The organism is Dokdonia ponticola (assembly GCF_042653865.1).
In the GTDB taxonomy this organism is placed as follows: Bacteria; Bacteroidota; Bacteroidia; order Flavobacteriales; family Flavobacteriaceae; genus Dokdonia; species Dokdonia ponticola.
This window is the reverse complement of the sequence record NZ_JBHSFV010000023.1, coordinates 1-25,638: the sequence shown is the minus strand read 5'-3', so window position 1 is coordinate 25,638 and position 25,638 is coordinate 1. Positions and strand designations below refer to the sequence as shown.

Below are 25,638 nucleotides of genomic sequence, written 5' to 3'. Positions count from 1 at the left end.
CATTAACCCATTAACCCATTAACCCATTAACCCATTAACCCATTAACCCATTAACCCATTAACCCATTAACCCATTAACCCATTAACCCATTAACCCATTAACCCATTAACCCATTAACCCATTAACTCATTAACCCATTAACCCATTAACTCATTAGTAATGTCCAGCATCTACATCCATATCCCATTTTGTAAACAGGCGTGTCACTATTGTGACTTTCATTTTTCTACGTCTATGGGAAAAAAAGACGCGATGATTCAGGCGTTGATTCGGGAGTTAGAATTGCGTAAAGACGAGTTTCGAGATGAGGTGGTGGATTGTATTTATTTTGGCGGTGGTACCCCATCGGTTTTAGAAACCGAAGAAATCACCCTTTTAATTCAAACGGTATATACCCATTACCAAGTAACAACCGACCCAGAAATCACCTTAGAAGCCAATCCAGATGATCTTTCAGAAGCAAAAATAGAAGCCTTACATGCCTCTCCGATTAATCGGTTGAGTATTGGAGTACAATCCTTTTTTGAGGAAGATTTAAAACTAATGAATCGGGCGCATAATGCAACTGAGGCGTTGCAGTGTATTATGCTTTCGCGAAAGCGGTTCCAGAATATCTCCATAGATCTGATATACGGTATCCCAGAAATGAGTACCGCCCGATGGATTCAAAATATTGAGCAAGCCCTTGCGCTGGATGTACCACACATATCGGCGTATGCTTTGACGGTTGAACCTAAAACAGCCCTCGAAAAATTCATAAAAAAGGGAATTATTCCGCCTGTAGAAGATGAGGTAGCCCAAGCACATCATGCGATATTGGTAGAACGTTTAGAAGCGGAAGGATATCATAATTATGAGTTCAGTAATTTTGGGAAACCAGGCGCTTTCTCCCAGAATAATACGGCTTATTGGGAAGGCAAAAGCTATATAGGAATTGGTCCCGGAGCCCACAGTTATGACGGCAAACGTAGGGCATGGAATGTGAGTAATAATCCAAGATATATAAAAGCTATCTCACAAGATATGTTACCTCAAGACGTAGAGGAATTAACCCTCACCGATCAATACAATGAATATGTGATGACTCGACTGCGGACTCAAAAAGGGGTTTCCCTCTCAGAAGTGCAAACGCTTTTTGGAGATAAAATGCATCGCTACTTACTTCAACAAGCCCAATCGCATATCGAGGCTCATTTTTTATTCCAAGAAGCCGATCGGTTGTACGTTACCAAAAAAGGAAAGTTTTTAAGTGACGGCATCGCAGCAGATTTATTTATGCTGAACTTGTTTCAGCATCCTTTTGATCAAAATTCTAATCAATCTTAGAATGATATCTGGATATTTTATATATTAACTAATAAGCGTAAAACGTTATTATATACAGGAGCAACAAAAAACTTGAAGAAGAGAGTAGATCTCCATGTTTCTGGAAAAGAAGCTCTATTTACCAAAAAATACACAGTATTTACACTAGTATATTTTGAAAAATTTGACGATATTTCTGATGCTTTTAAGAGAGAAAAGCAAATAAAAAATTGGCATAAAGAATGGAAATGGAATTTAATCAAATCGAAAAATCCTGAATTAATTAATTTATATTTTAAGATAGACTCAGTAAACCCTTACGAGGACTCCTGAAACAAGTTCAGCATACACATGAAAGCAACCATCACGCATAAAAAACAAACATTTTCGGTCAATTTATCAAAACCCATAGACATCTCTATACCCTTGAGCGATGCTCAAAACCCAGCGGCTTGGTACATTGATAAACCTACTATCGTACCTGTGCAGTCAGACGATTGGATAGGCAAAGTAAGTGAAGGAGGGGACGTGAATTTTAATACCATTACGTTCAATCCACATGCACATGGAACCCATACGGAATGCGTTGGACACATCACAGAAAAGGTACATAGTATCAATGAGCATCTTACACATTTTTTCTATACAGCAGAGCTTATTACCGTAGCGCCAGAGCAACACGGAGATGATTTTGTGATTTCAAAAAAACAATTACAATACGACCTGAAAGGAAAAAGTCCAGAAGCATTAGTCATCAGAACCATTCCGAATACTGAAAAGAAAAAAACCAAAAACTGGGCACATACCAATTGGCCCTATATAGAAGAAAGTGCAATGGTTTTTTTAAGGCAATTAGGCATAAAACACTTGCTTATTGATTTACCAAGTGTCGATCGTGAAAAAGATGAAGGCGAACTCAAAGCACACAGAGCTTTTTGGGATCTAGATGGTACGATCCGTATGGATGCCACCATCACCGAAATGATTTACGTACCTCACAGAATAGAAGATGGCTCCTATTTACTCAACTTACAAATCGCTCCTTTTGAAAATGATGCTAGCCCTAGTAAGCCGGTGTTGTATAAAATAGGGTAAGTAGTAAATAATAAGTTTATGATTAAGCGAACTGAAATGATTTATTCTGATTATTCAGGTAATTATATAAAAAGAAAAATTGCTAAAGAATTATCTAGTGAACCAAAACTGAGTATTAACTTGATAAAATACTTCAAGGAGTTTGATAAATATGTGGGAGATAAGAAAAAGTTTAGTGGAGTTATATCAGAACATAAGGTAATACTAATTTCAAAGTCTACTTTTTTCTGGCCAAAAACGATCATTGAAATTGAGGAAGGAGAAAAAACTAAACTAAAACTGATTTACAAAATGTATTGGCTATATCTGTCAGTTTATATTTTTTTAATAATTACATTTCTAATGAAAATCTTTGAATCTAGAAATTTTCAAATTCTTGATGTAATTATTCCTGTATTGATTTTTGGAGGCATTGCTTTTTTTGGAAGATGGCTTCAAAAAAATATTAAGGAATTTATTGCTGATTAATCTATGAAAACAACCCTCAAATTAGAAGAACTCGCACAATTTGGATTCGGTATCTATTTGTTTAGTTTACTTCCATTTGCATGGTGGTGGTTTTTGGTATTGCTACTCACGCCGGATATTGGGATGATAGGCTATGCGTTTGGAAATAAAGTAGGTGCTTTCTCTTACAATTTGTTTCATCACAAAGGCCTTGCGATAGTCTTATACTTGATAGGCGTTTATCTCCAAAACGATATCCTGATGCTTATAGGCACGATCCTTTTTGCCCATGCAGCGTTTGATAGAATACTAGGCTATGGTTTAAAATATGAGAAAGGCTTTAAATACACTCATCTAGGGGATTTGTAAATTTTTTCTATCAAATCTCAAATTCCAAATTTCAAAAGAAACTTCAAGCTTCACCCTTCCAGCTTCCAACACTTCCAACTTCTAGCACCCAGCACCTAGTATCTTAAAATCACAAATCACAAATTCCAAATCTCAAAAAAAGCTTCCCACTTCAGACTTCCAGCCTCCAGCACCCAGCACCCAGCATCCAGCATCCAGCACCCATCACCCAGCATCCAGCAACTTCAAGCTTCACCCTTCCAGCTTCCAACACTTCCAACTTCTAGCACCCAGCACCTAGTATCTTAAAATCACAAATCACAAATTCCAAATCTCAAAAAAAGCTTCCCACTTCAGACTTCCAGCCTCCAGCACCAAACAAACCCCAAACGCTCTTTTTCTAATTAGTTTTTCAATATATTTGAAGTAAAATAAATTCCATTAGCGAAGCGATCTATGATCTATAATCTATCAGCAAAGCGGTCTTTATAGTATATTTACACCATGGAGTTTTTATTTTTAGGACTAGCGATAGGCGCTATTGTTGCCTACTTTTTATACGGACGCTTTGCCAGAAGAGGAAACAAAGCCAAAGTTCATACCCAGTCAATGGTGCTCATGGAACGCATTCGTTCTGTCTGTAAGTTTATTACAGTAGAGGGAGACTTTGCCGAAATCTACCATTATGAAAGCCTTAAAGATCGGTGGATTCAGAAGCTATTAGGAACCAAAAAAGCCTTGATTCTCATTGATGCCAAAGCTCACATAGGATTTGATCTTACTAAAATTAAGATGGAAGCAGATGAGGAGACCAAAACGATTAAACTCTATGATTTCCCACAACCAGAATTACTCTCTATCGAAACGGATTTTAAATTCTACGATAAAAAAGACGGGTGGGCAAACCCTATCACAAGTACTGATCTCACCGAAATCAATAAGGAAGCAAAACGGCATATTGTCGACAAAATCCCCTCTAGCGGATTGTATAAAGAAGCCTCTAAACAAGCACTAGATACCATTATTCTGATCCAGAAATTGGTAGAAACCATCGGATGGCAACTCAATTATGATGCGTTAAAAATAACAGCTTCCGAAGAAACTCCAAAACTCAAAGCCTAATGATACACCTTATCCTTGGCAATACAGGCGCTGGTAAAACCACCTATGCTCTCTCCTTAAAAGAGAAGGAGCAAGGCGTTATTTTTTCGATAGATCATTGGAATAAAACGCTGTTTTTAGCGGATAAAACTTCAGAAGATGGTGTAGATTGGTTTTTGGAACGCATTCATCGCTCTGATACCATGATTCAATCGCTTGTGGTGCAATTGGCATCGGTAGGGACTCCAGCAATTCTAGACCTAGGGTTTGCCAAAAAAGAGCGGAGGGAACGTTTTTACGCTTTCGCGAAAGCGCATAACATCCCCTTCCAAATACACTTTTTAGATATCCCATTAGAGATACGAACGCAACGTGTGAAGCAACGCAACCAAGAAAAAGGAGCCACGTTTCAATTTGAAGTATCTGAAACCGATATGGAATTTATGGAAACCTGGTTTGAAAAACCGACCCCTAACGAAGTAGCCGATGCCCTCATTATCAATACATAACATCCGCATCTGTATATGCCTTTTGATAGGACTTTGTGTACCGATAGCTGGTATCAGTCAGGACTATGAAAAAGTAGATGCAACAGTCTCTTTTTATCCGAAGAAATATCCCACGGCACAAGCCCTCGCAAAAAAAATAAAAAAAGACTTTACCAACCCCAAAGAACAACTCAGAGCCGCCTATTCGTGGTTGATCGAGAATGTGGCGTATGATCCTCAGGAATATTATACCTATCAGTTTCAATACCGTATTTTGGAAGAGCGTGACGAAAAAATGGCAGAAACCAGAGAAGCCATTATTGATAGAACGCTACAGCTAGGCATCGCTGTGTGTGAAGGGTATGCATTAACACTGGAACGCTTATGCGAGTTACTAGACATACAAGCCTATGTGGTGCGAGGAGACACCAAGACACAACCAGCGGATATAGGGCGTGATTTTAATAAAAATCACATGTGGATGGTCGCGATTATTGATAATACCCCCATTTTGTTAGATCCTACGTGGGGTGCAGGGCGATACCAAGAGGTATTTATTAAATCGCCATCGTATTACTATTTTGATACGCCAGCGCCTTTGTTTTTAAAGAATCATTATCCTGAAGTATTTGACGATGCGTATGTAGATTTTAAGCTATCAAGAGAAGCCTTTAGTCAGCAGCCTTTAGTCATTCGCAAGCGACTTACCATAGCCAACGTAAGCCCCAAAGAAGGTGTTATTAAGATGAAAGAGTTGTTCAAAGGCATTGTATTTTCGTTACAAGGCATCACCGCAGAAAATGTGAGTTATACGGTAGATAATTCAGAAAAAATAAAAACTGATTTTACCATAGAAAATAATACGCTAGCATGCACCATTGCTGTCAAAACCAAAGCGCAATCTCTTATCATCTACGCAGATGACAAACCTATTATTGGATATAAGATTAAAAAGTAAAGATAGTAACTAGCAACTATGAACATCGAAGACGTACGAAATTATTGCATTGCAAAGAAAGGAGTGACGGAGGAGTTTCCTTTTGATGAGAAAACACTTGTTTTTAAAGTCATGGGAAAGATGTTTGTCTTAAGTGGTCTGGAGCGCATTCCTGCCGCGATTAACGTAAAATGTGATCCAGAACGTTCTGTGACCCTCAGAGAAGAATATGATGGGAGTATTACAGGCGCTTTTCACATGAGTAAATTGCATTGGAATACACTTATTTTACAAGAGTTACCACCCCAATTAATCACAGAACTCATCGATCATTCGTATGAGCTTGTCGTATGTAAGATGACCAAAAAACTTCGCAACGAACTCGAAAACCTATAGTCTTTTTACATGGGAATATCACCCCATTCATTATAAATGTCTCTAAAAATTTCATGAACCACCCATCCCAGTTTTATACACATCAAAAAGCAACGCATCAAGAAGCCCTTGCGCGTATCAAAAGGAAATTAAACCTTTCAAGCACGCTCCGTTTACTCTTGTTTTTAGGAATTATAGGAAGTATATATGCCACCTTTGGTTATTGGAAATTGATGGCTGGCGTTTTATTGGTAGAGCTAGTTTTATTTGTTTTTTTAGTCGTGCGCCATGGGAAAATTGTGTATGAGCGGGATCTTTTAAAAGCACTCGTGGCTATCAATGAAACCGAGTTAAAGGTACTGGATCGTGATTTTTATGACTTACCTTCCGGGAAAGAATACCATGATCCAACCCATTTTTACAGTCAGGATATTGATCTTTTTGGACGTGGTTCTTTTTTTCAATACCTCAATAGAACAGCCTTAGAAAGTGGGACAGAAGTGCTTGCTCATATCGTAAAAGCCAATGAGATTACGGACATTCCAGCCAAGCAAAAAGCCATACAAGAACTAAGCACACTTCCAGAGTGGAGACAACAATTTTCAGGCATTGCGTCCTTGGTTAAAACAGAAGTACCCGCTAGTACAGTAGTAGATTGGTTGCAAGCCTATACACCGTTCATTCCTAAAGGCACAAAAATAGGAACGCGGATTTTTTCAGGGCTTTCATTAGTTGCCCTAGTCTTATACTTTTTTGGCTTTATCCATGGCGGTTTGGTAATCGGATGGTTTTTGTTAGGCTTAGCTATTGTAGGCCGATTTGTCAAAAAAATCAATGAGCTTGCGGCCTATGTCGGAAAAATACAAAGCACCTTTGATCAGTATTATAAATTATTGGCCAAGATAGAAGAGCAACCATTTACGAGTGATTTGCTTAAAGCGAAAAGAGCACATATTATCAATACGTCTCAAAAAGCATCTGGGGTATTACGTATTTTTTCTAGGTATTTGGACGCTTTTGACCAACGCAATAATATATTGGTGGGTATTATCGCCAACGGTTTTTTCTTGAGAGATTTATTAGTGGTGTCTAACATCGAAACATGGATAACCGCACATAAAGACGATGTTGCCATTTGGTTTGAGATCATTGCTTTTTTTGATGCCTACAATAGTTTAGGGAATTATGATTTTAACCACCCATCGCATACCTATCCTGAGATTACTAACACCCAAGTAACACTTAAAGCCACGCAGACAGCCCATCCTTTATTAGACCCCAAAAAAGCAGTGCTGAATGATGTGACCATAGATACCGAACAGTTCTTTATCATCACCGGCGCCAACATGGCAGGAAAAAGTACCTTTTTGCGAACGGTGGCTTTACACATTGTGATGAGCAATATTGGATTGCCAGTATGTGCCCAAAAAACAAGCTATACCCCGATTAAACTCATCACTAGTATGCGCACAACAGATAGCCTTACGGATGATGAAAGTTATTTCTTTAGCGAATTAAAACGTCTGAAGTTTATCGTAGATGAGATAAAAAATGATAGGTATTTTATCATCTTAGATGAGATCTTAAAAGGCACCAACAGTACTGATAAAGCGATCGGGTCGCGTAAGTTCGTAGATAAGCTCGTCGCTTCAAAATCGACAGGAATTATTGCGACGCATGATTTAAGCTTATGTGAAGCCGCAAAGGAGTTGGCCCAAGTCAAAAACTACTATTTTGATGCCCGTATTGAAAACGATGAACTCTATTTTGACTACACCTTTAAAGAAGGGATTTGCCAAAATATGAATGCGAGTTTCTTATTGAAGAAAATGGAGATTGTGGATTGAGAGTGGAAAGCGTACATAATAAAAGATAACACCTAGATCCCGTATTAGTTTATTGATCATTGATTATAAAACTGAAAGATCTATTTTATCATCAGCATTTTTTTCCTTTACGGTTTCGTAAATAAGCATTTTAGATGGAACAACCTCAATACCATCCATATCGACTACTTTGGAGATATCCTTTTTCTTTTTCTCTTCTTTGCTTTTCATTGGGTTTTGGGTTTTTATGGTTTGAGTTGTTGTGATTCGTATTTTAGAATGAGCTCTTTGTAAATCTGCCATACAATAAAGATTGTGATTCCAATTCCAGGACTAAAAAGTGTAATCAGGATAATCAGCCAATCTAGTATTTCTTTTGATTTCGAATCAATAACCATAATAATTACAAAAACTATATTAATTATAAACGTAACTAGAGCCATTATCGACTGAATAGTTTGAATGGTGTTTTGATTATCAATAGGATCATCAATTATGGTATAGTATATCTCTAAACTATATGGCTGAAGAAATCGAACAATTACAATGTAAATAAGTAATAAAGTGACGTATTTTAATAATGTTTTCTTTATGTTCATCTCCCATGTTTTACCAAACTACAATCCATTTCTGAATTGTCATATTATTTTTATTAAGTGTAATTCCTTTTGAATATCCAGTTGATAATTCAGATGGAATGTCTTTTCTTTTTTTTTGGTCAGTTCGTTTTGATAAATCTGAGTATTGATAATCGAGAATAATTATCTCTAGATTTCCCTCTCGTTCCCATAGCTGATTTGAATTGTTCTCCTTACAAATTCCATATTGAGGTATTGGAATTGGATTGTCACAATTAAAATCCCCTTGCGCACCAATGTCTAATTCTCCGTAAGTGCTTATTATAATTAAACAGCTATCTAAAGAGTTTTTTATAGCTTTTGCTTGTTTAGAATAGTTGTCTTTTAAACTGCTGTATTCCTTTAGATCCGAAATCTTGGTTGTTATATACATTCCTGCATAATCGTCTACTTTATCAAGGTAATCAAGAGAAGCATACCCGAAACTCACATAATTATTTGGAATTTTCTTTGGTATTAGATTTACTAAAACAGGATCAAATGAATTGTAACAACTAATGTATTGAGCCTGGTCTTCTGGATCATTCATATTTATGCAGCTTGTGAATAATCCAACAGCAATGATAAAGTATATTATGTTTATTCTCATTGTTTGTTTAAGCACAAATGGTTTTCTCAATTTGAGGTAGAACGGTTTTATGTATGATTTCATTACGTGTTTCAGCAACTTCCTTTTTTCAATTCAGCATTTTCTTAATGCTACTAATCCAACTGTCTTTAATCTGTCCAGTTTTTATTCTTAACTTCTTTATTGGATTAAAATCAACTTCGTATGCAGTTTCTTTTATTCTTTTTTTTGGCATGTAAATTTTTCCAGTTTTGTCCTCGATAAATGGATAGCAATAAATGGTATTTTTAAATCTTGGGTTGTTGATCGGTATTTCAAATTTCATAACCGCTTTTGTTATAAAATCCTTTTCAAATCCGTGAATAGATAATTCTTTATTCAGAATTCCTCTTAATTTATTCAACCCTGCTTTTAGGGGTCTGATGTCTGTTTCAATCGGTTCAATTTTACTATTTAGAATGTGAATTTCGATTTCCTTTATATTCTTTTCATGAGCGATGTAGTTCAACCAATCAGCCATATATCCTCCATCATAATATCCTAGCGTACTTAAATAACTCAAGGCAAGATTTCCAGGAATTCCATGTAAGTTTCTCGTTTTTCCCATAGTCGGTTTTAGGTTGTTGCTAACTATTTCATGCCATCGCCCAAAATACCACAAAAAACGTAACATTCGCATTTTTAGCTATTTTAATTACATGCTCAATGCGTTTATAATCGTTAAAAACTATTATAAATGATGTGAGACGTTAGGAGATAGTCATCGTAGCCATATTGTCCTCCTGAGTTTATAATTTGAAGAAGTATCTCAAATTCGCTCATAAAAAGGTAAAACGTGGAGTTAGGAATGGAGCTTTTGTCTAGATTTTGCTTTGATATAACCGTTTTTAAAATCACACCTCAATACCAGATGGTATAAAAAAAAGCCTCGGCAGCGAGGCTTTAAATGAGTCGTTTTTATTAGAATTATGGATGTGTGCAATGGTTACCGGTGTTGTGCAACGTTTTTATTTGGTTATAAATTCTTTAATATCCTTTTCGATTTGTTCCGAAAATCCAAAATATTCTTTTTGTACAATTCCGTTTTTATCTACTAAAAAGTATCTTGGCCAACTATTGACACCAAATTCTTTTTCCAATTTATTATTTCCAATCAAATTTTGAAAAGTTGTGCCTTTCTTTTCGACCATTTTGATTGCGCTTTCGTAGTCTTCAGAAACTATTCCAAAAACATTTAATTCAGATTCAAACTTGTTTTTTAGACTTTCCACTTTCGGGAATGATGCAATACAAGGTGAACACCAAACTTCCCAAAAGTCAATCAAAGTCAATTTATTGTTGTTAACTTTTATGATTGTATTCTTGTCAAACAAACCAGGTAATTCCATTAAGGGTAGTTTTTTGGAAAGTAATTTATTTGGCTTTCTTTTTTCTGGCTGTGTTATTGTATAATTCTGTAATTCCTGTTTTGATTCCTTTATTGTACGTGTGACGTTTTCGTTAATTTTTATATCGCTAAATTTTGCAATTGAAACTGATTTATTTCCGAGACGTTCTGATGTTTGCTTAATTTGAATTGGGAAAAAGTCTGTTTTGTTGAGTTCATAAACTTTTAATCTATTAGATACATCGTAAACCGTATCATTCTCAAATTCGTAAGAAAGTAAATAGGAATTTTGAGTCTCTGAAAGAGTTATATTTTTATAGATTGAGTCAAGTTTGAAAATATTTTGATGAACCATTTGTCCGCCAGGACTTCCAATAAATCCAAAGTTTCCAGGTTCTACCTCATAAGTTTTACTAGTTTTCGAGATTTCAAACCTTTTTCCAGCGTCATAAATATATTCTTTGTCAATATCGTCTCTTTTACCATAAAAAGAAAAACCAAAAACGTTATCGTTTTTATCTTTTTCTATTAGAGCAATTCCAGTATTATTCCATACAGTTCCACCATTGGCAAAGGTGTCAATTTTCTGCATTCGATATTCCAAAGTATTTATTCGGTCTGTATTCTCTTGAAATTTGGCAATGACATATTTTGCATCAATTTTAGTTTCTTCCTTGCAATTGTAAAATGTCGCTATTGCTAAAAGTAATATAAATGTTTTTTTCATTCGTTTTCGGTTTTTTTGGAAATGTTGCACAACTACTCTATATCACCCCCCCAAAAATACCACAAAAATCATAACCTTCACATTTTTAGTGGTTTTAATTACATACTCAAAGCGTTTATAACCATTACAAATGATTAGTAATGATGTGAGACGTTAGGAAATAGTCATCGTAGCGTATTGTCATCCTGAGCTTATAACTTTAAGAAACACCTAAAATTGACTCATAAAAAGGTAAAAAGCGGGGTAGCAATGGGGGTTTTGTCTGGATTTTACTTTGATATAAAGCGAATGTAAAACAATGGTTTTGATGACCTTTAGGAATACTAACGATGAGTCTATATAAACCATTAATTATTTTATTATAATACTAGATCAAAAAATTACACTAAAAAGGGAACGAATTAAAACTGAATTTAATTATTCAGGACATACAGAACAGTGCGGTGAATTTATAGGTCACCCGAGTGAACCATGTAAAAGATGTGGTTTTTCTTATCATAGCCACACAGGATGATTCTTTCGTGTTTGTAATAACATGAGGTAAGACCCTCTCATTTTTTGGTGTTACCTCATTACTAGTATTCGCAAAAGACTACAAGCAAAATCTAGAAAGCCTACTTGAAATGGGCTCCATTCGATTAGGGATTACTAATTCTATTTTTTTAAAATCTTCGTAAAGGGACGGGATTTACATAAGTTAAAAGTAAGTTTGTATACTAGCTAGGTAAGTGATGAAATGCTTTCGTTTTTTTACGAAAGTGTACTAAAAAGAAGTGAAATGCTCTTTGTTCAGACTTTTCTCCTAAAAAGTCGGTGTGCTGAGCATTTTGACAAGCTCAATTACCGTTCTAAGTGGCCGTTATTTTAGTTGGCTATCAGTTTTTGAGTATAAGCTCTAACTTCTCAACTAATCTATCTGGCTGGTCTCTCATTGCATAATGCCCACCTTCCATTTCATAAACATCCCACCCATTCGCTATGGCTCTTTTAGAACCCCACTCTTCAAAGTTTGCTACTCCATCTTGTCTCATTAGAATATATGACGTGGGAATATCCTTTAAAAGAGGATTCTTAATTGACAACCTTTCCGTAAAAGTTTTAAGTGGATGTGGAACATCAGTAGGATGGGTTGGGCTGGTTGGCCCAAAAGGATATAGCACAAACCCGTCTTCTATTTTTGGTACAATCATACTGTTCCATACCTCATCTCCGTTAATTGATTGTACACTCTCTCCATCATTAGGAACAAAGGAATCCAAATAAATCAACTGACCAATTCTTTCTGGTATTTGCTCTGCAACTCCCGAAATCACCATACCCCCATAACTATGTCCAACCAAGATGATATTGTCCAAATTCTCAAACTTTATAACATTTATAATATCCGTAATGTGTGTAGTTAAATCAATTTCTTTAGTTGCTAAATGAACCTTTTCCCCAAGTCCAGTAAGCGTTGGATGATATACTTTGTCTCCTTTTTTAGTCAGAATAGAATCAACTTTTGAGTATTCCCAACCACCTCCCCAGGCTCCATGTACGAAAAGAAAAACACGTTGTTCTTTTTCTTCCTGAAGATTGATTGAGTTTTCATAATTCATCTGTGCTTTGCCAATAAACGATGTCATTAGCAGTAAAAAAATCAGGATTGTTTTTAGTATTGTCTTCATCATTCACGTTTTATTTAGTTACCACAAACGGTGTCTGTGTGAAATGTAGCATATAAAAAGATACTAGCTTTTCAAATTGACACAGCGCCATATTTAAGAATTGTGTAAACGTTACTCATAAGCACCAATCTTAGATGTAGCACTTATGAATTGTATTTTGTACACCTTGTGTCTATTGCACAGTCATACTTAAAAGTACATAAAATAACTAACTTGTTGTATGTAAGTCGTTCCTATTTATCATGAGAAATGATTCAATTAGTTTCCATTATAGGAATCGGTTAGTATGAAATATCTCAAATTCAATCAAAAATGAGTAAAAAAACGGAACGGGAATCTCATTCTTTGAAACGCATATGTCTTTTTAAACTCATCAACCCCTCAACCCCGGTGACTTCGATACAATTTTAGATCATCACGCTGTTCTGATATAAAATCACTCAGTCTCCTCGCTGTAGGGTTTTATAGAAACTAACTACTAGCTGATGGAGTGCTTTTGCTTTTCCAGCAAACCTGTATCGAAATCACCGAATTCCTCAACTCTCCTGACAATTCACTATTTTTAAGCAATAACCTTAAAAACCAATCATTATGAAACTAGGCGCCTTTTCTGCGAGCTTAAGTGTCAAAGACCTTCAAGTATCAAAAACATTCTATGAAACCTTAGGATTTGACGTTTTTGCAGGCGATCCAGATCACAACTATTTAATTATGAAAAATGGCAATGCCCTCATCGGACTTTTTCAAGGGATGTTTGATGAAAATATTCTAACATTCAACCCAGGATGGGATGAAAATGCCAATCCATTAGACGATTTTACCGATGTACGAGATATTCAAAAACACCTCAAAGCAAAAGGCATCCCTCTAGAACGCGAAGCTGATGAAACGACGACAGGTCCTGCCAGCGTCGTACTCCTAGATCCTGACGGAAATGCCATTCTCATTGATCAGCATGTGTAACAATTCCCTCGGAGGCGGGAATCTTTTCATTGTTGTCACTAAAGTGGAAATCACACTTTTTTTGGTAATGAAAAAAAGAAAAAGAACTATTTTTTTAAACGAACTAAGGTACATTAGTTAGTATGATGTAAAATTTAATATGTCGCTGCTAACACTTGACTAGAATATCATTATTGTTGATCAACATGTGTAAAAGACTCTCTATTTATATACTGTTTTTTTTAATACTATTATCTTGCAATAGACAATCAAAAGTTGACGTAAGAAAACCTTTTGAAATAAATCATAAGCTCACTTGTGAAGGTCTGATTGAAAATGGATATACAAGATTATGGGGAGATGATGTTGTATTAGTGAGTAAAGAAATAGCAGATACGTTGGTGTATTATCAATTAGAATATCATCGAGAAGAGATAGAACCAGAAGTAGGATTTATAAATAATGACGATACCTTCATAATTATTCCAGAAGGGAGTCCAGATTTTCAAACTAAATTGTGCGAAGACGCTTATATTTATTCCAGATATTTTAAATTAAAATTCGGTGCGGATAAACATAAAGCATTAGAATATATAGAAGCAATTGATAGAAGTCAATATAAAATTATAAGAAACAATAGATTATATCCACAGGAAGAAGAATACTTTGAAGTATTGAATTTAAAAACTCAAGATACTTTTAATTGTAGTATCACTAGAGAAAAACAACACTGGTATTTTCAATCGTCTATATCTTTTTAAATAGCTTTTTTTCAAACACAAGCAAAAAAATATGTGTATAAATAAGTATTGTTTCACGTAGTATTATTTTAGATTAAATGATTATTTCATTTACTTTATTAACCCATTAACCCATTAACCCATTAACCCATTAACCCATTAACCCATTAACCCATTAACCCATTAACCCATTAACCCATTAACCCATTAACCCATTAACCCATTAACCCATTAACCCATTAACCCATTATATCATTAACCCTTGGATAGTTTAACACAAGTCGTTTTAGGAGCCGCTGTAGGCGAAGCCGTTTTAGGCAAAAAAGTAGGAAACAAAGCCATGCTCTGGGGCGCCATTGCAGGAACCATTCCTGATCTAGATGTTGCTGCCCGCTTTCTCACAGATACCATTACCGCCACAGAAATGCATCGAGGGTTCAGTCATTCTATTGTCTTTTCGGTACTCATGGCGCCTATACTTGGTTGGCTCGTGCATCAGATCAAGAAACGACCCGATGTAGGCTGGCAAGGCTGGGCAAAACTCTTTTTCTGGGGACTCTTTACCCATCCGCTATTAGATGCATTTACCACCTGGGGGACCCAATTATTCTGGCCTTTTGATGTGCGGCTCGCGTTCAATAGTATTTTTGTCATCGACCCTTTATACACCGTTCCGTTTTTAACCTGTCTTGTGATCGCGGCTTTTAAAAAGAAGGGTACGCTTTCGCGAAAGCGAATAAACAATTTAGGAATTTATCTAAGTACAGGATATCTGGTCATTACCTTATTCTTAAAATGGGGAGCATATTCTAAAATCACTGCGGAACTAGAACAACAAAACATTGCCTATTCAGGAATATCGATGCGTCCTGCACCTTTAAATACGATTTTATGGAATGCCAATGTAGATGCAGGAGAGAACTATCTAATTGGAGATTATTCTTTTTTTGACTCACAACCTGTCACATTTACGCCTTTTCCTAAAAATCGAGAAGCGTCACAAGAACTTGCCGCGACCGATGCCGTACAACGTCTTAGTAAGATTTCAAAAGGCTGGTATATTTTAGAAAAAGAAAACGATCAGTGGGTGTATAATGATTTGCGGTTTGGCCTAATTTCCATTGACCCCCAAAAACCGCAATTTGTGTTTAGATACATTCTAGAAGAGAAAAACGGAACAATCACCGCCACTGAAGATCGCCCCAAGATGGAAAATACCGATGCTATTTTTGCTACCTTATGGAAACGGATGATGGGGAATTGATAATTGGTATAACATAAAACAAAAAGAGAAGGCTATCCTTTCAGACAGCCCCCTCCCAATCAAAAAAAAATTCTTGATTCTATCAACATACAATTGACACTATTGATTTCTTGGTAATCCAATTTGAGTTCCAATCACACTCGCATCGGGTTGTGTAATGACGGGACAGTTAATAATCGCTCCTGTTGCTGTCAATGAGTTTGATAAGGAATTTGCTAGCGGACTTGCATTTGCATTGCCTCTAAAAGGAATCAAGATGCCTTGATCTAGAAGATCATTTATTTGCTCAAAACTTGTTAGGATAGGACGCTCTGCTTCGGGTACCGTAAATTCTGTGATATGTGCATCCCACATTGGTGCATAACGAGTATCACTCGGATCTATCGGGAAGGTATTTGTAGGATCTTGTACCTGACGATCACTTAAAGAAGCAGTATTCAAACCTTGTACGCCGAGTCCGTCACCGTTATCAAAAGTTCTACCATTGGCAGTTGGGCTAAAAGGCAACATAGAACCTCCTGGGAATAATCCAAAAGCGGGTAAGTTGTTTAATCGCGGTGCAAATACGCCTAACTCAATAGCGGCTGGTGCAGGATCTGAAGTATCAGTTACAATATGAAAATAGTACGGTTGACCAGCGTGCCATCCATCTAAAAGTTGCATCACAACCGACGCTTGATCGATAGCTAAGTTTGGATTGTTTAGATCATCTTCCTGTGCTTGAGTATTCCCATCTGGATGCGGAATTCTATCGTGAATTCCTGTACTATTGGCAACCAATTGTGCGTTGATGACAATATTAGTGTCAGGCAATACCACATACGAAGACCAGTTGGCATCTGCTACAGCCCCAGGAATCACTTGTGCTGGAGGAAAGCCAACCAATGCACCATCAGGAGAGGCTCCCCCAGCAGTCAAATCTCTCGTGGGAGAAAAATCAACCGAGCCTTCAAAAATAAGCCTCCCGTCTTCAGTCCATTCTGAATTTTGTTCGCCTCCAGAGCCTATGGCTTCTGCCATTCTAGGGGCATAAATAACTCCTAATTCTGTAGCTAGGTCACTGTCTGATGCTTCGGTAATCACATAATATCCCTCTCTACGGTCTCCATTGGGTAAGGTCTCCCACCCTTGAAACATAGGGAATCTAGCAGTTGGGCCTGCAGGAACAACGTTTCTGTCTACACGGAAATCAATGCCTAAAATACTTGGTAAAAATACGTTTTGAGCTTCTGTAAATGAAAGTGCTGGGTTGTCTACATCATACGGAGTTCCTCCGTCGGCAGCAATACTGTTTAATAATAAACTCGCTGCTGTAGGGCTGTCTGGTTGTGGAATTTCTCCTTCTGGAGATGTGTTATTGTCGTCTGAGTTACAACTTCCTAATAATAAGGCGCCAGCGGCGATCCATGTATATATAATCTTTTTCATGATTTTTTATTTAATTTTTATAGTTTGTTTTTTTAGTAGGTATGTTTGAAATAATGAGCGCTTTATTTTTTTATACTCCCATTTAGACATTAACAACCACTGTAACTTTCTAGGCATTTTGAAGAATTCTAAGAAAAAGGAAGTTTGTTATAGTTTTTATTACGGCTTTTTTTAGAATGTAAAAAAGCGCTGAGCAATTGATACCACGGGGTTTTTGTAATTTTTTATTTCTTAGAAAAATAAATTCTCAAAAAATACATTAAGGTAATACTGGTTGGTTTTTTTGAAAAAAAGAAGATGATTTTCAAGAATAAACATGAGTTTCTTGTGATCATTCAACCTGTATAAACAATTCTTCAAGAACTAAAACGTATTTTTTTAAGATGTATTCGGTATGCGTTTTTCTACTTTTTCTCCAGTATAACGAGGAGTTTCCGTTAAAAATTTTTGGAGCCTTGGAAAAAATTTAGGAGACTCCTTGTGGTTTTTCGCTCCAAGCGAAAAAATACCTAAGAAAAAGCGTCTTTTCTTTTGGTTCTGTTTTCTTTGGACGAGCAAAGAAAATGAACAAACATACTTATTGTAAATTGATTAAGTGAAATTTTAGCGAAATTATACTAAAAGAGTAACTAATTATTCACGTCGAACTCACGTTATTTACACTAATGAAGTCTTATATATAGAAGGACTTGTTTTCTTAAATTGTTTAAACTTTCGATTAAAATGAGAGAGCGTTTGAAAGCCAGAAAGTAGGGCAATATCAGCAATCGATAATTCAGGTTGTTCTTTTAAGAGTGTACAGGCATGCGAAATACGAATCTCCGTGAGAAACTGGACATAGGTTTTATTGGTTCGTTTTTTAAAATATTTACAAAATCCGTTGGTGGTCATGGCAGCGACTTCGGCGATATCTTGGAGTTGGATAGCTTCAGAAAAATGTTGTAAAGAATATTCAAAAATCCGATGCAGTTTCTTTCCATCGGCTTCCGTAATGTTTTTATGGTACACAAAAGAAGCGATTGGCGTAGCGTCACTTGTCGTGAGTAATTGGATAAGCTGTAAAAAATAGGCGAGCCGTAAGATGCCTTCATTCTGAGACACGGCATCAAAAGCAGTGGTGATTTCAGGTGTTGTGATGGTTTTAAATCCCGCTTTCGCGAAAGCGTAAAAATCACGCACCCCTTTGCCTTCCTCCAAATCTAAAAAGGAATCCCCGAACGATTGTGGATTAAAAAAAATGGTATGCATAAGCGCACTGGCAGACTCATTACGAAATACATGCGGTTGCTGTCCACCAATCACAAAAAGATCTCCTTCTTGAAAATGATGAATCGTATCTGCTATTAATAAGGTGCCTTTCCCTTTGATAATCGCACTCATTTGTAACTCTTCATGCTGGTGCAATTGCCCATAAAACGGTCCGGTGTCTATCTGGAAAATAATAGCAGTATTACGGGACTTAGGAATTTTAAAAGGCAGTACTTTCATAAATAAAGACACTTTATTGCTTGTAATTTATCAAAAATAAATATTAAATGGATAATATATGCATAGTTTTGGATAATTACCATTGTGCCTCCAGCAGAAATCTATGGTATTTTTACATTAAAATTTATACTTTTAGATATGTCAATACAATGGAAAGGAGTGATGCCCGCAGTCACTACAAAATTTACAGCACAGGATACGCTAGATCTCGATATGTTTGCTGTTAATATCAACGCACAATTAGCCGCAGGAGTACATGGGATTGTCCTAGGCGGTACGCTTGGAGAAGCGAGTACCTTAAGTGATACCGAAAAAAGCATTTTAACTCAAGAAACCGTCAACCTTGTAGAAGGAAAAGTACCCGTACTTATCAATATCGCCGAGCAAACCACCAAAGGAGCGATTGCAGCAGCACATACCGCAGAAAAAGATGGCGCTTCGGCGTTAATGATGTTGCCTCCGATGCGCTATAAAGCAGGCGATCAAGAAGTCGTTACCTATTTTAAGGCTGTGGCAGAAAGCACCTCACTTCCTATTATGGTGTACAATAATCCTGTAGATTATAAAATAGAAGTCACGCTGGAGATGTTTGATCAATTATTAGCCTGTGAGAATATACAGGCTGTTAAAGAATCGACGCGTGATATTTCGAATGTCACACGAATCAAAAATGCCTTTGGCGATCGTTTAAAGATCATGACGGGGGTAGATACACTCGCTTTAGAATCTTTACTTATGGGTGCCGACGGATGGATTGCCGGATTGGTTGACGCTTTTCCAGCCGAAACGGTAGCTATTTATGAATTACAGAAAGCTGGACGGATCCAAGAAGCGATCAAAATTTATCGTTGGTTTTTACCCTTGCTAGAGTTAGATATAAACCCGAAATTAGTACAAAATATAAAACTCGCCGAAGTGCATACAGGAATTGGTACCGAATACGTGAGAGCACCTCGATTGCCCTTAGCCGGAGAAGAAAGAGCACACGTACTGGAGGTTATTAAAAAAGGATTGGCGTCAAGACCAACGTTACCAGACTACAAGAATTTATAAATAGATGATATAAGAGCCTGATGTTAGCGATACGACCTTCCTGCGAGCATTGTGATAAAGCACTGCCTCACGATGCCACCGATGCGATGATTTGTACCTTTGAATGTACGTTTTGTCAGGAGTGTGTAGAAAATGTATTACATCAGGTGTGTCCCAACTGTGGCGGGGGTTTTGAAAAACGCCCCATCCGACCTAAGGAGCTGTTAGAAAAGTATCCTGTTTCCATAAAAAAGGTTCATAAACCTGTAGATGTAGAGAAACATCAAGAAAGAATTAATAAGAAAGAGTAGTATCAGATCTAGTATACACTAGGAGTCACTCATTGAAAACATTAAACCATTAAATCATTATTTAGATGATCACAGGAAAAAATTATATAGGAAATACCCTCAGTGCTAAAGGAAGCAAAACGTACCAAACGTTTAATCCTAAAGCAAATACAAAAAACACCACATCTTTTGTAGAAGCAACTCCAGAAGAGATTGACGCGGCAGTTGCACTGGCCTCTCAGGCGTTTGACACGTATCAAAAAGTCTCTGGAGCCAAGAGAGCTGAGTTCTTAAACACCATTGCCGATGAGATGGAAGCCCTTGGTGATACACTAGTTGATATGTATGTATCAGAATCTGGATTGCCCGAAGGAAGGGCCAAAGGAGAGCGAGGACGTACTTTAGGACAACTACGTATGTTTGCAGACCTCATACAAACCGAAGATTGGCGCAACCCTACCATTTCAGGAGAGCATAATGAGTTACGCCAGTATTTAATTCCGTTAGGACCTGTCGTGGTTTTTGGAGCGAGTAATTTCCCCTTAGCCTATTCAACGGCGGGAGGAGATACCGCGAGTGCCTTAGCAGCAGGGTGTCCGGTGATTGTTAAATCACACCCTATGCATGCAGGAACAGGCGAATTAGTAGCAAGTGCCATCCAACGCGCTGCAGAAAAAACAGGAATGCCTGATGGTGTTTTTTCAAATTTGAATAGTGCTGGGATTGAAGTGGGTGTGCAACTTGTGAAACATCCAAAAGTCAAAGCCGTTGGTTTTACAGGAAGTATTAAAGGAGGACGTGCTCTGTACGATCTTGCGGCCGAACGAGATGAACCTATCCCTGTATTTGCAGAAATGGGCAGTATCAACCCTGTCATAATTACCCAAAATGCAGTAGAAGCACGCGCTTCCGAAATTGCACAGACCTATGCAGATTCGATTACGTTGGGGGTAGGACAGTTTTGTACAAATCCAGGATTAATTATCGGAGTGGCGAGTACAGAATTCACCAACTTTATCAATGATCTAGGAGAAAAAACAGCCGCAATCGATGCAAACTGTATGTTGCATCCCAACATTCATACAGCCTATGAAAAAAATGGAAAATCAGTTATCAGTCAGCCGGATGCCACTATAGTTGCGGTACACCAAGGGACCGTAGAAGAAAATTATGCACAAGCAAAAATCACCACCGTATCGGGGGATGCCTTTTTAAAGAACTCAAAACTGCATCAAGAAGTATTTGGGCCTTTTTCACTAGTCGTGCAATGTAAGAATGAAGCCCAGTTATTAGAAATTATCAGTACCTTAGAAGGCCAGTTAACGGGCACCATCATTGCACAAGAAGAAGACTATAAAGACCTTTCACCCCTAATTGAAAGACTGCAAAACCGCGTAGGACGCATTGTTTTTAACGGTGTTCCTACAGGGGTTGCAGTAGTAGATGCGATGACTCACGGAGGTCCCTATCCAGCATCGACAGACAGTCGTTTTACAGCGGTAGGGAATCAATCCATCAAACGATGGGTGCGCCCTTTTAGTTTCCAAGATTTTCCAGAGCAGTTACTACCTGAATTTTTAAAGAATCAATAATAATCAGATACAAACCTACGTCCTAAAAAGGCGCCGTGCTGAACACTCCAACAAGCTCAGTGTGAGACTTGCCAAAGTAAGGGATTGAGGAAGGTGTAGGCGTTAAATACAAATATCAATATGAAAAAAATACTAAGTGTACTGTTAATCGTCAGTGGGAGTGTCATATTATATGCGCAAACCCCTTCAGAAAACCTCGCAACAATCATTGAAGACGTTCAGGATCATAGAGGATATGACCGAAAAGACTATCCAATGGGTTTATTTTCTAAAGATTATTTTGAATCTGAGGCCGCTTTCGCGAAAGCGGAATTAGATAAACTCGCCGCCATCTCTGAAGCCGATCTTTCGGAAACCGAAGCCATCTCACTTGCCTTATTGCGTTTTAGATTACAAGAAACAATCGATTATTATGCCTATGAACGCTACCTGAATCCGTTGTTATCGGACTCAGGGTTTCATAGTAGTTGGAATTATATGGTACGCCCGATCACCAGTTATAGACAAGCGGTATCCTATTTAAACCGATTGAATGCACTGCCAGAGGCGGTAGACCAGTACCTGCCTTTGTTGCGAGAAGGGTTGGAAAAAGGAGTATCGCAACCGAGAGTAATTTTTAATGGCTATGAGAGCACCTATGATTCTCAAATTGTCGCCAATTATGAAGATAGTTTTTACTACGGTCCTTTTAAAAACCTGCCGAGTTCGCTAGAATTTACCCCGAGCGCAGTCGAGGGGCAGACTCAAAAAGATTCGGTGCTTACAGCAGCAAAACGTGCCATAGAAAATCGCGTGATTCCATCGTTTAAACGTGTCAAAACCTTTTTTGAAGAGGAGTATTTTCCAAAAACCCGAAGAACTATTGGTGTTTCTGAAACCCCTAATGGGCGCGATTATTACCAAAATAGAATTAACTATTATACGACCTTGGATTTGACCGCAGATCAAATTCACAATATAGGTCTAGAAGAGGTCGCACGTATCAAAGCTGAAATGCGAAAGATCATTGCTGAGGTGGGTTTTAAAGGCTCCTTTGCCGACTTTTTGCAATTTTTACGCACCGATGCGCAGTTTTACGCTAAGACGCCTAAAGAACTTTTAATGATTGCACGTGATATGGCAAAACGAGCGGATGCGCAATTGCCACGATTTTTTAAAACGCTTCCGCGAAAACCGTATGGAGTGGCTCCCGTTCCTGATGCGATTGCGCCAAAATACACAGGGGGTCGTTATGTAGGGACCAGTAAAAATAGTACCGATCCCGGGTATTACTGGGTAAATACCTATGATTTACCAAGCCGCCCGTTATATACGTTGCCATCATTAACCGTACACGAAGCCGTACCCGGACATCATTTACAAGGCAGTCTCAATAACGAATTGGGCGATAGTATTCCGCAGTTTCGTAGAAATATGTACCTCTCTGCTTTTGGCGAAGGATGGGGATTGTATTGTGAGTTTCTTGCTGAAGAAATGGGGATGTACACCACGCCTTATGAGCACTTTGGAAAGTTGACCTACGAGATGTGGCGCGCTTGTCGATTGGTGGTTGATACAGGAATACATGCCAAAGGATGGACACGAGATCAAGTGGTGGCGTATATGTCTGAAAATACCGCATTATCGATCCATGAGATCAATACCGAAACCGACCGATATATCTCTTGGCCTGGGCAAGCATTGTCGTACAAAATAGGCGAAATCAAAATTCGCGAACTCCGAAAAGAGGCAGAAGCCACTTTGGGTGCCGACTTTGATATTCGTGGATTTCATGAAGTCATTTTAGGACAAGGCACGGTAACGCTAGAGATTTTGGAGAAGAGGGTGAAGGAGTGGATTGATAAGGAAAAGGGAAATTAGAAAGTAGAAAAACGAAATACGATTTCTTTAAAAAATAAAATAAAAAAGTACGAGGTACAAACGACAAGGAAAAGCGTCTAGATGATCATAAAGAAAAAAGAATAGAGCGTAAAGATTCAAAAATAGAGTAGAGCTCTAAATTAGAGTAATACTCTATTTTGTATGTAGAATATTAAATGAAGATAGATGAAGGATAAAAAATATATTTTATAGATACGTTTTCTTTCATATTACATTGATTTATCATTTGTTTTTTTTCATTAACCCATTAACCCATTAACCCATTAACCCATTAACCCAGTAACCCATTAACCCATTGACACACACATTTACATGTATAGACGCCCATACCTGCGGGAATCCTGTTCGGTTGGTGAAGGAAGGAGGCCCGGAGCTTGTAGGAAATTCTATGAGTGAGAAGCGTCAGCACTTTTTAAAAGAATATGATTGGATTCGCAAGGGTCTGATGTTTGAACCACGCGGTCACGACATGATGAGTGGAAGTATTTTATACCCTCCACACGATCCAGCAAATGATGTAGGCGTATTATTTATAGAAACCTCCGGATGTTTGCCGATGTGCGGTCATGGTACAATAGGAACCATTACGATTGCCATAGAAGAAGGATTAATCACGCCAAAAACCCCAGGAAAAGTTCGCATGGAAGCCCCTGCAGGATTAGTAGAAATTGACTACCAACAAACAGGTGATAAAGTAGATTGGGTCAAACTCACCAACGTTCCTTCCTATCTCGCTGCTCAAGACCTTACTGTCGACTGTCCAGAGTTAGGAGAAATTACCTTTGATGTGGCCTACGGAGGAAATTATTATGCGATTGTAGATCCGCAAAAAAACTTCTCAGGCGTGCATGATTTTACCGCAAGTCAGATTATACAGTATAGCCAAGTGGTCCGCGAGCGTATCAATGCCAACTATCCAGATCAGTTTATCCATCCCGAAAATGACACCATACGGGATGTAACCCATATGCTATGGACTGGGAACCCTATAGATCCAGCATCTTCAGGAAGAAATGCGGTGTTTTACGGCGATAAAGCCATTGATCGGAGTCCGTGTGGTACAGGCACCTCAGCAAGATTAGCACAGTTATATGCCAAAGGAAGATTAGACGTTGGAGAACCTTTTATTCATGAGAGTTTTATAGGATCGACGTTTGTAGGTCGTGTCGAAAAAGAAGTAATAATAGGAGCACACAAAGCGATTATCCCAAGCATTCAAGGCTGGGCCAGAAGGTATGGACAGAATACCATTACCATAGATGAAGACGATCCGTATGCGTTTGGATTCTCAGTGATCTAATGGAATAATGAAGTAATGGAATAATGAAGTAATGGAATAATGTAGTAATGAAATAATGGAGTAATAAAATAATAGAATGATGGATAAAACCACTTTTATAAATGCTTTTAAAAGAAGAACAAAAACATTTGCAGGGAGCATTGTATTATTTTATGACAAACTCCCAAAGGATAGTAGTACGCAAGTTATGGGAAAACAACTTATAAGATCGGCTACATCTACTGCTGCAAATTATAGAGCTGCTTGTATTGCGAGATCAGATAGAGAGTTTTATGCAAAATTATCCATAACTGTAGAAGAAGCTGATGAAACACTATTTTGGTTGGAACTCTTTGAAGAAACTAAAAAAGCATCGTTACAAGAGTTACAACCCTTAATGGACGAAGCATTAGAAATTCTAAAAGTATTAGGTTCGGCAAGAAGAAATAGTAAAAATAAAAACTGATAAAAACCATGTATTAAAGCTTTAATGAGGAATATAGTAATGAAATAGAACATTACGCTATTTTTTAAATCTGTAGATAAAGTGTGTATAAATAATAATGAAAAATAGAACTTTAAAAAGATCAGAATAGTATTTTTCATTAACCCATTAACCCATTAACCCATTAACCCATTAACCCATTAACCCATTAACCCATTAACCCATTAACCCATTAACCCATTAACCCATTAACCCATTAACCCATTAACCCATTAACCCATTAACCCATTAACCCATTAACCCATTAACCCATTAACCCATTAACCCATTAACCCATTAACCCATTA

Annotated in this window: 26 protein-coding genes; 19 read left to right on the top strand and 7 right to left on the bottom strand. The window is 37.5% G+C overall.

The features are described 5' to 3' along the window. Positions 1–160: 160 nt before the first annotated feature. The 10 genes from hemW to ACFO3O_RS21900 all read left to right on the top strand — a co-directional run bounded on the left by hemW (position 161) and on the right by ACFO3O_RS21900 (position 7,944). Complete coding sequence (gene hemW / locus ACFO3O_RS21945) at positions 161–1,327, top strand: radical SAM family heme chaperone HemW (RefSeq protein WP_379982917.1); 1,167 nt, start codon at positions 161–163, stop codon at positions 1,325–1,327. Between the two features lie 6 nt (positions 1,328–1,333). Next, the gene (locus tag ACFO3O_RS21940) at positions 1,334–1,639 is read left to right on the top strand and encodes a GIY-YIG nuclease family protein (protein WP_379982919.1); all 306 of its coding nucleotides are present in this window, start codon (positions 1,334–1,336) and stop codon (positions 1,637–1,639) included. 18 nt (positions 1,640–1,657) lie between these two features. Then, entirely contained in the window at positions 1,658–2,401 is a 744-nt protein-coding gene (locus ACFO3O_RS21935; protein WP_379982915.1) for a cyclase family protein, read from the top strand. 18 nt (positions 2,402–2,419) lie between these two features. After that, positions 2,420–2,869: a hypothetical protein gene (locus tag ACFO3O_RS21930; RefSeq protein WP_379982913.1), complete on the top strand. Its 450-nt coding sequence runs from the start codon at positions 2,420–2,422 to the stop codon at positions 2,867–2,869. Between the two features lie 3 nt (positions 2,870–2,872). Then, entirely contained in the window at positions 2,873–3,217 is a 345-nt protein-coding gene (locus ACFO3O_RS21925; protein WP_379982911.1) for a DUF4260 domain-containing protein, read from the top strand. 483 nt (positions 3,218–3,700) lie between these two features. Continuing rightward, a complete protein-coding gene (locus ACFO3O_RS21920; RefSeq protein ID WP_379982909.1) occupies positions 3,701–4,318 on the top strand; it encodes a DUF4230 domain-containing protein in 618 nt (205 codons plus the stop codon). After that, positions 4,318–4,806: a P-loop nucleotide/nucleoside kinase family protein gene (locus tag ACFO3O_RS21915; RefSeq protein WP_379982907.1), complete on the top strand. Its 489-nt coding sequence runs from the start codon at positions 4,318–4,320 to the stop codon at positions 4,804–4,806. The genes ACFO3O_RS21920 and ACFO3O_RS21915 overlap by 1 nt, the downstream gene beginning before the upstream one ends. Further along, complete coding sequence (locus tag ACFO3O_RS21910) at positions 4,784–5,743, top strand: transglutaminase domain-containing protein (protein WP_379982905.1); 960 nt, start codon at positions 4,784–4,786, stop codon at positions 5,741–5,743. Before ACFO3O_RS21915 ends, ACFO3O_RS21910 begins: the two co-directional genes overlap by 23 nt. An 18-nt stretch (positions 5,744–5,761) precedes the next feature. After that, complete coding sequence (locus ACFO3O_RS21905; protein ID WP_379982903.1) at positions 5,762–6,118, top strand: MmcQ/YjbR family DNA-binding protein; 357 nt, start codon at positions 5,762–5,764, stop codon at positions 6,116–6,118. 53 nt (positions 6,119–6,171) lie between these two features. After that, entirely contained in the window at positions 6,172–7,944 is a 1,773-nt protein-coding gene (locus ACFO3O_RS21900; protein WP_379982901.1) for a MutS-related protein, read from the top strand. Between the two features lie 63 nt (positions 7,945–8,007). Here ACFO3O_RS21900 and ACFO3O_RS21895 read toward each other — a convergent pair whose 3' ends face one another. The 5 genes from ACFO3O_RS21895 to ACFO3O_RS21875 form a co-directional block, all read right to left on the bottom strand. Continuing rightward, positions 8,008–8,226, bottom strand: coding sequence for a hypothetical protein (locus ACFO3O_RS21895; RefSeq protein WP_379982899.1), 219 nt, complete (start codon positions 8,224–8,226; stop codon positions 8,008–8,010). 306 nt (positions 8,227–8,532) lie between these two features. Beyond that, positions 8,533–9,180, bottom strand: coding sequence for a hypothetical protein (locus ACFO3O_RS21890; protein WP_379982897.1), 648 nt, complete (start codon positions 9,178–9,180; stop codon positions 8,533–8,535). 58 nt (positions 9,181–9,238) lie between these two features. Then, positions 9,239–9,736, bottom strand: coding sequence for a hypothetical protein (locus tag ACFO3O_RS21885; protein ID WP_379982895.1), 498 nt, complete (start codon positions 9,734–9,736; stop codon positions 9,239–9,241). Between the two features lie 400 nt (positions 9,737–10,136). Continuing rightward, entirely contained in the window at positions 10,137–11,243 is a 1,107-nt protein-coding gene (locus ACFO3O_RS21880; protein WP_379982893.1) for a TlpA family protein disulfide reductase, read from the bottom strand. Between the two features lie 875 nt (positions 11,244–12,118). Continuing rightward, positions 12,119–12,868: an alpha/beta fold hydrolase gene (locus ACFO3O_RS21875; protein WP_379982891.1), complete on the bottom strand. Its 750-nt coding sequence runs from the start codon at positions 12,866–12,868 to the stop codon at positions 12,119–12,121. Positions 12,869–13,501: 633 nt separating this feature from the next. On the opposite strand from ACFO3O_RS21875, the gene ACFO3O_RS21870 reads away from it, so the two are divergent. From ACFO3O_RS21870 to ACFO3O_RS21860, 3 genes are all read left to right on the top strand, one after another. Beyond that, on the top strand, positions 13,502–13,873 hold the full coding sequence (locus ACFO3O_RS21870) for a VOC family protein (protein WP_379982889.1): 372 nt from the start codon (positions 13,502–13,504) through the stop codon (positions 13,871–13,873). A gap of 155 nt (positions 13,874–14,028) precedes the next feature. After that, positions 14,029–14,613 (top strand): hypothetical protein, encoded by a 585-nt coding sequence (locus tag ACFO3O_RS21865; protein ID WP_379982887.1) that lies wholly within the window; start codon positions 14,029–14,031, stop codon positions 14,611–14,613. A 241-nt stretch (positions 14,614–14,854) separates the two neighbouring features. Then, positions 14,855–15,856, top strand: a complete 1,002-nt coding sequence (locus tag ACFO3O_RS21860) for a metal-dependent hydrolase (protein WP_379982885.1) — start codon at positions 14,855–14,857, stop codon at positions 15,854–15,856. Positions 15,857–15,955: 99 nt separating this feature from the next. Here the strand turns inward: ACFO3O_RS21860 and ACFO3O_RS21855 are convergent, their stop codons facing one another. After that, positions 15,956–17,284, bottom strand: coding sequence for a hypothetical protein (locus ACFO3O_RS21855; RefSeq protein WP_379982883.1), 1,329 nt, complete (start codon positions 17,282–17,284; stop codon positions 15,956–15,958). A 657-nt stretch (positions 17,285–17,941) separates the two neighbouring features. Beyond that, positions 17,942–18,772, bottom strand: coding sequence for a helix-turn-helix domain-containing protein (locus ACFO3O_RS21850; RefSeq protein ID WP_379982881.1), 831 nt, complete (start codon positions 18,770–18,772; stop codon positions 17,942–17,944). Between the two features lie 138 nt (positions 18,773–18,910). Between ACFO3O_RS21850 and ACFO3O_RS21845 the strand changes: the two genes are divergently transcribed. The 6 genes from ACFO3O_RS21845 (at position 18,911) to ACFO3O_RS21820 (ending at position 25,312) form a co-directional block, all read left to right on the top strand. Beyond that, on the top strand, positions 18,911–19,825 hold the full coding sequence (locus ACFO3O_RS21845; protein ID WP_379982879.1) for a dihydrodipicolinate synthase family protein: 915 nt from the start codon (positions 18,911–18,913) through the stop codon (positions 19,823–19,825). Positions 19,826–19,845: 20 nt separating this feature from the next. After that, the gene (locus tag ACFO3O_RS21840; protein WP_379982877.1) at positions 19,846–20,115 is read left to right on the top strand and encodes a DUF1272 domain-containing protein; all 270 of its coding nucleotides are present in this window, start codon (positions 19,846–19,848) and stop codon (positions 20,113–20,115) included. A gap of 65 nt (positions 20,116–20,180) precedes the next feature. Continuing rightward, a complete protein-coding gene (locus ACFO3O_RS21835) occupies positions 20,181–21,686 on the top strand; it encodes an aldehyde dehydrogenase (NADP(+)) (RefSeq protein WP_379982875.1) in 1,506 nt (501 codons plus the stop codon). Positions 21,687–21,806: 120 nt separating this feature from the next. Further along, complete coding sequence (locus ACFO3O_RS21830; RefSeq protein WP_379982873.1) at positions 21,807–23,546, top strand: DUF885 domain-containing protein; 1,740 nt, start codon at positions 21,807–21,809, stop codon at positions 23,544–23,546. Between the two features lie 316 nt (positions 23,547–23,862). Further along, positions 23,863–24,867: a 4-hydroxyproline epimerase gene (locus ACFO3O_RS21825; protein ID WP_379982871.1), complete on the top strand. Its 1,005-nt coding sequence runs from the start codon at positions 23,863–23,865 to the stop codon at positions 24,865–24,867. 76 nt (positions 24,868–24,943) lie between these two features. Then, a complete protein-coding gene (locus ACFO3O_RS21820; RefSeq protein WP_379982869.1) occupies positions 24,944–25,312 on the top strand; it encodes a four helix bundle protein in 369 nt (122 codons plus the stop codon). The last annotated feature ends 326 nt before the right edge of the window (positions 25,313–25,638 follow it).

Coding starts and splice junctions, on each gene's coding strand:
- hemW (WP_379982917.1), top strand. CDS start 161: ATGTCCAGCATCTACATCCATATCCCATTTTGTAAACAGGCGTGTCAC.
- ACFO3O_RS21935 (WP_379982915.1), top strand. CDS start 1,658: ATGAAAGCAACCATCACGCATAAAAAACAAACATTTTCGGTCAATTTA.
- ACFO3O_RS21930 (WP_379982913.1), top strand. CDS start 2,420: ATGATTAAGCGAACTGAAATGATTTATTCTGATTATTCAGGTAATTAT.
- ACFO3O_RS21925 (WP_379982911.1), top strand. CDS start 2,873: ATGAAAACAACCCTCAAATTAGAAGAACTCGCACAATTTGGATTCGGT.
- ACFO3O_RS21920 (WP_379982909.1), top strand. CDS start 3,701: ATGGAGTTTTTATTTTTAGGACTAGCGATAGGCGCTATTGTTGCCTAC.
- ACFO3O_RS21915 (WP_379982907.1), top strand. CDS start 4,318: ATGATACACCTTATCCTTGGCAATACAGGCGCTGGTAAAACCACCTAT.
- ACFO3O_RS21910 (WP_379982905.1), top strand. CDS start 4,784: ATGCCCTCATTATCAATACATAACATCCGCATCTGTATATGCCTTTTG.
- ACFO3O_RS21905 (WP_379982903.1), top strand. CDS start 5,762: ATGAACATCGAAGACGTACGAAATTATTGCATTGCAAAGAAAGGAGTG.
- ACFO3O_RS21900 (WP_379982901.1), top strand. CDS start 6,172: ATGAACCACCCATCCCAGTTTTATACACATCAAAAAGCAACGCATCAA.
- ACFO3O_RS21895 (WP_379982899.1), bottom strand. CDS start 8,226: ATGGCAGATTTACAAAGAGCTCATTCTAAAATACGAATCACAACAACT.
- ACFO3O_RS21885 (WP_379982895.1), bottom strand. CDS start 9,736: ATGGGAAAAACGAGAAACTTACATGGAATTCCTGGAAATCTTGCCTTG.
- ACFO3O_RS21880 (WP_379982893.1), bottom strand. CDS start 11,243: ATGAAAAAAACATTTATATTACTTTTAGCAATAGCGACATTTTACAAT.
- ACFO3O_RS21875 (WP_379982891.1), bottom strand. CDS start 12,868: ATGACATCGTTTATTGGCAAAGCACAGATGAATTATGAAAACTCAATC.
- ACFO3O_RS21870 (WP_379982889.1), top strand. CDS start 13,502: ATGAAACTAGGCGCCTTTTCTGCGAGCTTAAGTGTCAAAGACCTTCAA.
- ACFO3O_RS21855 (WP_379982883.1), bottom strand. CDS start 17,284: ATGAAAAAGATTATATATACATGGATCGCCGCTGGCGCCTTATTATTA.
- ACFO3O_RS21850 (WP_379982881.1), bottom strand. CDS start 18,772: ATGAAAGTACTGCCTTTTAAAATTCCTAAGTCCCGTAATACTGCTATT.
- ACFO3O_RS21845 (WP_379982879.1), top strand. CDS start 18,911: ATGTCAATACAATGGAAAGGAGTGATGCCCGCAGTCACTACAAAATTT.
- ACFO3O_RS21840 (WP_379982877.1), top strand. CDS start 19,846: ATGTTAGCGATACGACCTTCCTGCGAGCATTGTGATAAAGCACTGCCT.
- ACFO3O_RS21835 (WP_379982875.1), top strand. CDS start 20,181: ATGATCACAGGAAAAAATTATATAGGAAATACCCTCAGTGCTAAAGGA.
- ACFO3O_RS21830 (WP_379982873.1), top strand. CDS start 21,807: ATGAAAAAAATACTAAGTGTACTGTTAATCGTCAGTGGGAGTGTCATA.
- ACFO3O_RS21820 (WP_379982869.1), top strand. CDS start 24,944: ATGATGGATAAAACCACTTTTATAAATGCTTTTAAAAGAAGAACAAAA.